The organism is Xanthobacter autotrophicus (genome assembly GCF_030015065.1).
GTDB classification, from domain to species: Bacteria; Pseudomonadota; Alphaproteobacteria; order Rhizobiales; family Xanthobacteraceae; genus Xanthobacter; species Xanthobacter autotrophicus_D.
In genome coordinates this window covers 1-7500 of record NZ_JAIVFN010000095.1, presented here as the reverse complement: position 1 = coordinate 7500, position 7500 = coordinate 1, and the positions used below count along the sequence as shown (strand labels likewise).

Genomic DNA, 7500 nt, shown 5'->3' with positions numbered 1-7500 from the left:
TGCGCGACCTCGAGCCCGCCATGATAGAGGTTGAGGGACGAACCGGTGATGGCGATGCCGTCATAACCATCGAGGCCGGCGGCGTCGGGCAGGTTGGCGCCGGGATCGGCGGGATAGCAGATATCGACCGTGACCGGACCGGGAAAAAGTTCCCGCAACAGCTGCGCGTAGCCCTCGCTCGCCGCCTGTCCGCCGAATGTCACCTGGCGGGCGCGGGCTTCGGCGGTGTTTCCTTCGACGACGAGAAGGCGGGCGGCGGGCATGATCGGCCTTGAAGGTCGGGGAGTGGCCGACCCGAGGATACGCGGCTTTTTGACGAAACCGAGAAACGCAGCGTGCCGCCGGCCGGCTCAGGGGCGGCGGCGGCTCGTCTCGATCACCAGCAGATAGGCGCCGGAGGCGATGACGATGCTGGCGCCGGCGAGGGTCCAGGCGCTCGGTACCTGGCCGAACACCAGCCAGCCCAGCGCGATCATGCTGATGATCTGGGTGTAGATGTAAGGTGCGAGCGTCGCCGCCGGTGCCCGGGCATGGGCGAGAATCAGGAGGAAATGACCGATCCCCGCCACGATGCCCAGTCCCAGCATGGCGCCGATGACGAGGGGCTCTTGCGGGGTCTCCCATACGAAGGGCAGGGGGAGGCTTGCCGCCACCGAGCCGACAAGGGACGAATAGAACAGCGTCGTCGGGCTCGAATCGGTGTTCGCCAGCATGCGGGTGGTGATGGCATAGAGCGCATAGGTCGCCGCCGCGCCGAGGGAGAGGATGGCGGCGGGATGGATGCCGCCGGCCCCCGGCCGCACCACCAGCAGGATGCCGGCGAAGCCGACGAGGATGGCGCACCAGCGCCGCAGGCCCACGCGCTCGCCCAGCATGGGCCCCGCGAACAGGGCGACGAAGAACGGCACCGAGAACATGATGGACACGGTCTGGTCCAGTTGCAGCACCTGGAGCGCGGTGAAGTTGAGCGCCGTGGTCAGGAACAGCATGGCCGAGCGGCCGATCTGGAGCAGCGGGCGGCGCGTCTTCAGCAGGCCCGGCACGGTCCAGGGATTGAACACCACCAGCGAGCAGGCGAAGTGGATGACGTAGCGCGCCCACACCACGATGAAAACATTGATATGGCCGCTCAGCCACTTGGCCGCAGTGTCGGTGACCGCGAAGCTGGCCACCGCGACGCACATGAGGGCAATGCCGGCAAGGGTGGTGTGGGTTGGGGCGTGCGCCGCCGCGGCATGATGCTCTTCCGGCGCACGCATGAAAGCCTCGGTCTCAGTAGGTGGCGCGGCCGCCCGAAAGGTCGAACACGGCGCCGGTGGTAAAGGAGCAATCGGCCGAGGCGGCAAACGCGATGGTGGCCGCCGCCTCCTCCACGGCCAGGAATCGCCCGCGCGGAATCTTGGAGAGCATATAGTCGATATGCTGCTGGCTGAGCTGGTCGAAAATGGCCGTCTTTGCCGCAGCGGGCGTCACGCAGTTCACCGCGATGTCGTACTCGGCCAGCTCCTTGCCCAGGGACTTGGTGAGGGCGATGACCGCGGCCTTCGAGGCCGAATAGGCCGAGGCGTTGGGATTGCCTTCCTTGCCGGCGATGGAGGCCACGTTGACGATGCGGCCGTAGCCCTTGGCGATCATGTGCGGCACCGCGGCGCGGCAGCAGAAGAAGGGGCCGTCCACATTGATGGCCATCACCTGGTGCCAGGCCTCCTCCGGATAGTCCCACAGCTTGAGATTGGGACCGGCGATGCCGGCATTGTTGACGAGGATGTCGATGCGGCCATGGGCGGCGATCACCTCGGCAACGCCCTGTTCGACAGCTTCGCGGCTGGTCACGTCGACGGTCACCGGCATGACGCGGGCGCGGCCGAGCTCGTCGGCGGTCTTCACGGCCAGCTCGGTGTCGCGGTCGAAGATGGCCACCCGCGCGCCGGAGGCGATGAAGCGCTCCACCACGGCGCGGCCGATGCCCTGCGCGCCGCCGGTGACGATGGCGATGCGGTCCTTGAGGTCGATGGCGTTGGACATGTTTCCCCCGTCTCGGGCCGTGCCGGCCCTTGTTGCTGACAGAAGGCGGACCGGTCCGGGCGCAGCTCCCGGGGGCGGGTCCGCCCTCCAACTCGAACGCGAAGCGCCCGTGACTCCGCCCGGCCGCGGCACCGCGGGCGGGGGCAGGCGCTCCCGGAGCACATCTGCGGGTCTCCGCGGCACCGGGCACCTTCCGGCGCGCAGTGTGACTCTAATCGATTGAAATAACCATAGCGCCCGAACCGGATTCGGGGAAGCCCAAATGGTCACGGAACTGGAGCCGGCAAGCCGCCGGCCTCGGCGTCGAAGGACATGCGACGCAGGGCGGAACAGCGGTGCCGCCCGACTCTGAAAGCCGAGGCGGAGCAGGCGACTGAAACTGAAGCAGGCTTCGCGGAACCCGGTCCTGCGCCCCGGGACCGGGACGCGGCGGGGGAGGCGTCAATTGTCCTCGTCGTCCTCGCCGATGTCGGCCTCGTCGTCGATGCCTCCGTCGGCGCCGAGGCGCAGCGCCAGATTCTTCTCCACCTTGCGCAGCAGCTTGCGCAGGCGCTTCTTCTCCTTGTTGTCGAGCCCGGCCACCATCTCGCCCTCGAGCTGTTCCCACACCCCGTCGATGGAGGCGCCGCGATCGCGCCCGGTCTCGGTGAGGAACACCCGCACCAGCCGGCCGTCGCCGTCGGTGGTGCGGCGCTCCACCAGGCCCTGGGTGGTGAGGCGGGCGATGGTCTTCGACGCGGTCGGCGGGCGCACGCGCAGGGCGCCGGCAAGGTCGCCCATGGTGCGGCCGTCCTGCTCGCACAAAAGCTTCAGCACCGCTTCCTGACCCGGAAACAGGCCCAGGGCCGCCAGCAGGCGCGCGGACAGCGCCTTCTGCAGCCGTGCCGTGTGGGTCAGCCGGTAGCCGATGGTCTTCTGAACCGGATCCTTCATCTCATCCCCCGCCCGCCGATCCCGGGGCCGGATCCGGCCCTGAACTTCGGCCGGGCGCGCGCCTCCCCGCGCCGGCGCGGGGTGAGGGCATGGCTCCAGCCGTCGTTGCGGCGGCCTACTTATCCACGCGCCGGCTTACAATTTTGCGAAGGTCGCCCATCTATCTGCTTTGCCGCACGGCTTTCGTCCGTGCATCGCCGGTTTCGCCCTCTCCCGCGGCGTCCGCCTCCCGCTTGACAGGGGCGCGTGCGCATCGCTTGGTTCGCCCATGACTTCCTCCGTCCAACAGGACAATACCCCGCCAAATGCCGCCGGACCTTCCGCCGCCCAGGCACGGCGCGAGGCGGACGATCCGCACTCGCCCGTGGTGCGCTTCGGTGCCCGCAACCCGCTGAAGCTGGATGCCGGCGTGGAGCTTGCGCACCTCCAGATCGCCTACCAGACCTATGGCGAGCCCAATGCCGCGCGTTCCAACGCCATCCTGGTGTGCCACGCGCTGACCGGCGACCAGCATGCGGCCAGCCTCAATCCCGTCACCGGCAAGCCGGGCTGGTGGGAGACGCTGGTGGGCCCAGGCAAGCCCATCGACACCGAGCGATTCTACGTCATCTGCGCCAACGTGCTCGGCGGCTGCATGGGCACCACCGGTCCGTCCTCCACCAATCCGGCGACCGGCCAGCCCTACGGGCTCGACATGCCGGTGGTGACCATTCGCGACATGGTGAACGCCCAGGCCATGCTGCTGGACCATCTGGGCATCGACAAGCTGCTGTGCGTGGCCGGCGGCTCCATGGGCGGCATGCAGGTGCTGCAATGGGCGGCGAGCTATCCCGAACGGGTGTTCTCGGCCCTGCCCATCGCCACCGGCGCGCGCCATTCGGCGCAGAACATCGCCTTCCACGAGGTCGGCCGGCAGGCGGTGATGGCCGATCCCGACTGGCGCGGCGGGCGCTATCTCGCGGACGGGGTGACGCCCCATCGCGGCCTCGCCGTGGCGCGCATGGCGGCCCATATCACCTACATGTCCGACCAGTCGCTGCACAACAAGTTCGGCCGGCGCCTGCAGAACCGCGAGATGCCGACCTTCGGCTTCGATGCCGATTTCCAGGTGGAGAGCTACCTGCGCCACCAGGGCGAGAGCTTCGTGCAGCGCTTCGATCCCAATTCCTATCTCTACGTGACCCGCGCCATGGATTATTTCGACCTCGCCGCCGATCATGACGGGGTGCTCGCCAACGCGTTCCGGGGCTCGAAGACGCGCTTCTGCGTGGTCTCCTTCACCTCGGACTGGCTGTTTCCCACGGAGGATTCGCGCGCCATCGTCCACGCGCTCAACGCCTCGGGGGCGAACGTGTCCTTCACCGAGATCGACAGTGACAAGGGCCACGATGCCTTCCTGCTGCACGAGCCGGAACTGACCGCCATCACCCGCGGCTTCCTCGACAGCGCGGCGCGGGCCTTCGGCCTGCCGGCCGCACGGCAGGCCTGAGATGGCGCTGCGCGAGGGAAGGCCCGGGGAGCCGGTGCTGGACGAAGGCGTGGTGCGCCTCCAAGGCGGGCGCGTCGATCTGGTGGTGGTGGCGGAGATGGTGGCGCCGGGCTCGCGCGTGCTCGACGTGGGCTCGGGCGACGGCGAATTGCTGGAGCTGCTCGCCACCACGCGCGGCTGCGACGCGCGCGGCATCGAACTGTCGCGGGAGGGGGTGAATGCGGGGGTGGCGCGCGGGCTCGCCGTGGTGCAGGGCGACGCCGACGTGGACCTCGCCCACTATCCCGACGACGCCTTCGACTATGTGATCCTCTCCCAGACCCTGCAGGCCACCCGCCGTCCGCGCTGGGTGCTGGAGCAGATGCTGCGCATCGGCCGCCGCGCGGTGGTGTCGTTCCCCAATTTCGGCCACTGGCGCTCGCGGCTGGACCTCATGGTCAACGGCCGCATGCCGGTGACCGACAATATGCCCATCTCCTGGTACGAGACCCCCAACATCCATTTCTGCACCATCCGCGATTTCGTGGCGCTGGTGGAGCTTCTGGATGCCCGCATCGAAAAGGCGGTGGCGCTGGACTCATCGGGCCACCGGGTGCGGGTGAACATGCCGTGGTGGGTGTGGAACCTGCTGGGCGAGCAGGCGGTGTTCCTGCTGACCCGCAAGGGCTGAGGCGCGGTCTTGCTCCCTCTCCCGCTTGCGGGGGAGGGGGCTGGCGCCCCGCATACGGTCCCTGCTGCCGGCTCGCATTCCCGCCGTCATCCCCCGGTCAAGCCGGGGCATGACGGTGTTGATGCCTGTCCACCCTCACGCCGCCGCGGCGGTCCCCGTCGCGCTTTCGATCTCGCGCTTCATGGCGGCGATGGTGGCGCCATAATCCTTGGCACCGTAGATGGCGCTGCCGGCCACGAAGGTGTCCGCCCCGGCCGCCGCGATGGCGCCGATATTGTCCACCTTCACCCCGCCGTCGATCTCCAGCCGAATATCGCGGCCGCTGGCGTCGATGCGCTCCCGGATCGCCTTGAGCTTGTCCAGCGCGCCGGGAATGAAGGCCTGCCCGCCGAAGCCGGGGTTCACCGACATCACCAGCACCAGGTCGAGCTGGTCCAGCGTGTAGTCGAGCACGCTGAGCGGGGTCGCCGGATTGAGCACGAGGCCGGCCTTCACCCCCTTGGAGCGGATGAGCTGGAGCGAGCGGTCCACATGCTCGCTCGCCTCCGGATGGAAGGAGATGAGGTCGGCGCCGGCGCCCGCGAACGCCTCGATCATGCCGTCCACCGGCTTCACCATGAGGTGCACGTCCACGAAGGCTTTCGTGACCTTGCGCAGGGATTGCAGCACCAGCGGGCCGATGGTGAGGTTCGGGACGTAATGATTGTCCATCACGTCGAAGTGAATCCATTCCGCGCCGCCCTCAAGCACCGCGTCCACCTCGGCGCCGAGGCGGGTGAAATCGGCCGAGAGGATGGACGGGGCGATGATGGGATAAGCGCGGGCCATGGGGGTCTCCGTGACATGTCTTGGCGGGCCGGCGTCGAGCGCGATGGCCCTTCGCGATGATCTTTCAGGCCGTCATGGCCGGGCTTGTCCCGGAAGTCGGCTGTTGCCGACTTCCGTTCCTCCGAACGGAACCCGCAAACATGCGGGTTCCGGCCATCCACGCCCTGCGGCCGGGCGCACTTCCGGGAATGGTGTGCGCGGCTCGACGTGGATGCCCGGCACAAGGCCGGGCATGACGCTTTGGATCACACTATACGGTCGTCACTGGGCCGTCAGGCCCGGTGTACACCTCAGTGCACCACCTGCTTGAGCTCGCCGGAGGCGTAGCGCCTGGCCATGTCGTCCAGCTCGATGGGGCGGATCTTGTCCGCCTTGCCGGCGGCGCCGAACGCCTCGAAGCGATTGATGCAAACCTTCTTGGCCTCTTCCATGGCGGCGGCGAGGAACTTGCGCGGGTCGAACTCGCTCTTGTTCTTCGCCCCCACGCGGCGCATGCCGGCGGTCATGGCGAGGCGGATGTCGGTGTCGATATTCACCTTGCGCACGCCGTAGCGGATGCCTTCCTGGATCTCCTCCACCGGCACGCCGTAGGTCTCCGGGATGTCGCCGCCATAGGTGCGGATCTCCTCCAGCAGCTCCTGCGGCACCGAGGACGAGCCGTGCATCACCAGATGGGTGGTGGGAATGCGCTGGTGGATGGCCTTGACGCGGTCGATGGCGAGGATGTCGCCCGTGGGCTTGCGGGTGAACTTGTAGGCGCCGTGGGAGGTGCCGATGGCGATGGCCAGCGCGTCGCACTGGGTCGCCTTTACGAACTGGGCCGCCTCCTCCGGATCGGTCAGCAGCTTGTCGTGGTCGAGGGCCCCCTCGGCGCCGTGGCCGTCCTCGGCCTCACCCTTCCCGGTCTCCAGCGAGCCGAGGCAGCCCAGTTCCCCCTCCACCGAGACACCCACCGCATGGGCCAGTTCCACCACCTTGGCGGTGACGGCGGCGTTGTAGTCATAGTCGGCGGGGGTCTTGCCGTCTTCCTTCAGGGAGCCGTCCATCATCACCGAGGAGAAGCCGGACTTGATGGCGCCCATGCACACGGCGGGGGAGGCGCCGTGGTCCTGGTGCATCACCACCGGGATCTCGGGATAGGCCTCCACGGCGGCGGCGATGAGGTGGCGCAGGAAGGCCTCGCCGGCATATTTGCGCGCGCCCGCCGAGCCCTGGAGGATGACAGGGGAGCGCGTGGCGCGGGCCGCGTCCATGATCGCCTTCACCTGCTCCATGTTGTTCACGTTGAAGGCCGGCAGGCCGTAGGAAAGCTCCGCCGCATGGTCGAGCAGCTGGCGCATGGAAACGAGGGCCATTGTCCTCTCCTTTTGGGTCGTCATTGTCGTCGAATGAGCGCTGTAGCTCCCTCTCCCGCTTGCGGGGGAGGGATGGGGCTGACTCTTATACACATCTCCGAGCCCACGAGACTGCAGCTAATATCGTATGCCGTCTTCTGCTTGAAAAAAAAAAAGTAATTCTTGAAGTCATGGTTCGATTAGGGTTTACTAATTGTAGC

General features: G+C 67.8%; 8 protein-coding genes (1 of these 8 only partly in view). 2 read left to right on the top strand and 6 right to left on the bottom strand.

What is annotated here, in order from left to right; all coding sequences use genetic code 11:
• From K9U40_RS17070 to K9U40_RS17055, 4 genes are all read right to left on the bottom strand, one after another.
• On the bottom strand, positions 1-263 hold the 5' portion of the coding sequence (locus K9U40_RS17070; RefSeq protein ID WP_282891341.1) for a type 1 glutamine amidotransferase. The gene continues 649 nt to the left of window position 1, outside the view; only the first 263 of its 912 coding nucleotides appear in the window; its start codon is at positions 261-263; the stop codon falls past the left edge of the window.
• A gap of 87 nt (positions 264-350) precedes the next feature.
• Positions 351-1259, bottom strand: a complete 909-nt coding sequence (locus K9U40_RS17065) for a DMT family transporter (protein ID WP_282891340.1) — start codon at positions 1257-1259, stop codon at positions 351-353.
• A 13-nt stretch (positions 1260-1272) separates the two neighbouring features.
• Positions 1273-2025, bottom strand: coding sequence for an SDR family NAD(P)-dependent oxidoreductase (locus K9U40_RS17060; protein WP_282891339.1), 753 nt, complete (start codon positions 2023-2025; stop codon positions 1273-1275).
• A gap of 441 nt (positions 2026-2466) precedes the next feature.
• Positions 2467-2958 (bottom strand): MarR family winged helix-turn-helix transcriptional regulator, encoded by a 492-nt coding sequence (locus K9U40_RS17055; RefSeq protein WP_282891338.1) that lies wholly within the window; start codon positions 2956-2958, stop codon positions 2467-2469.
• Between the two features lie 268 nt (positions 2959-3226).
• Here K9U40_RS17055 and metX point away from each other — a divergent pair, with 268 nt between their 5' ends.
• A complete protein-coding gene (gene metX / locus K9U40_RS17050; RefSeq protein ID WP_282891337.1) occupies positions 3227-4447 on the top strand; it encodes a homoserine O-acetyltransferase MetX in 1221 nt (406 codons plus the stop codon).
• Position 4448: 1 nt separating this feature from the next.
• Positions 4449-5117, top strand: a complete 669-nt coding sequence (gene metW / locus K9U40_RS17045) for a methionine biosynthesis protein MetW (protein ID WP_282891336.1) — start codon at positions 4449-4451, stop codon at positions 5115-5117.
• Positions 5118-5252: 135 nt separating this feature from the next.
• Here the strand turns inward: metW and rpe are convergent, their stop codons facing one another.
• Both rpe and fba read right to left on the bottom strand, forming a co-directional pair.
• On the bottom strand, positions 5253-5945 hold the full coding sequence (rpe, locus tag K9U40_RS17040; RefSeq protein ID WP_282891335.1) for a ribulose-phosphate 3-epimerase: 693 nt from the start codon (positions 5943-5945) through the stop codon (positions 5253-5255).
• A 290-nt stretch (positions 5946-6235) separates the two neighbouring features.
• A complete protein-coding gene (gene fba, locus K9U40_RS17035; RefSeq protein WP_282891334.1) occupies positions 6236-7300 on the bottom strand; it encodes a class II fructose-bisphosphate aldolase in 1065 nt (354 codons plus the stop codon).
• Between the last annotated feature and the right edge of the window lie 200 nt (positions 7301-7500).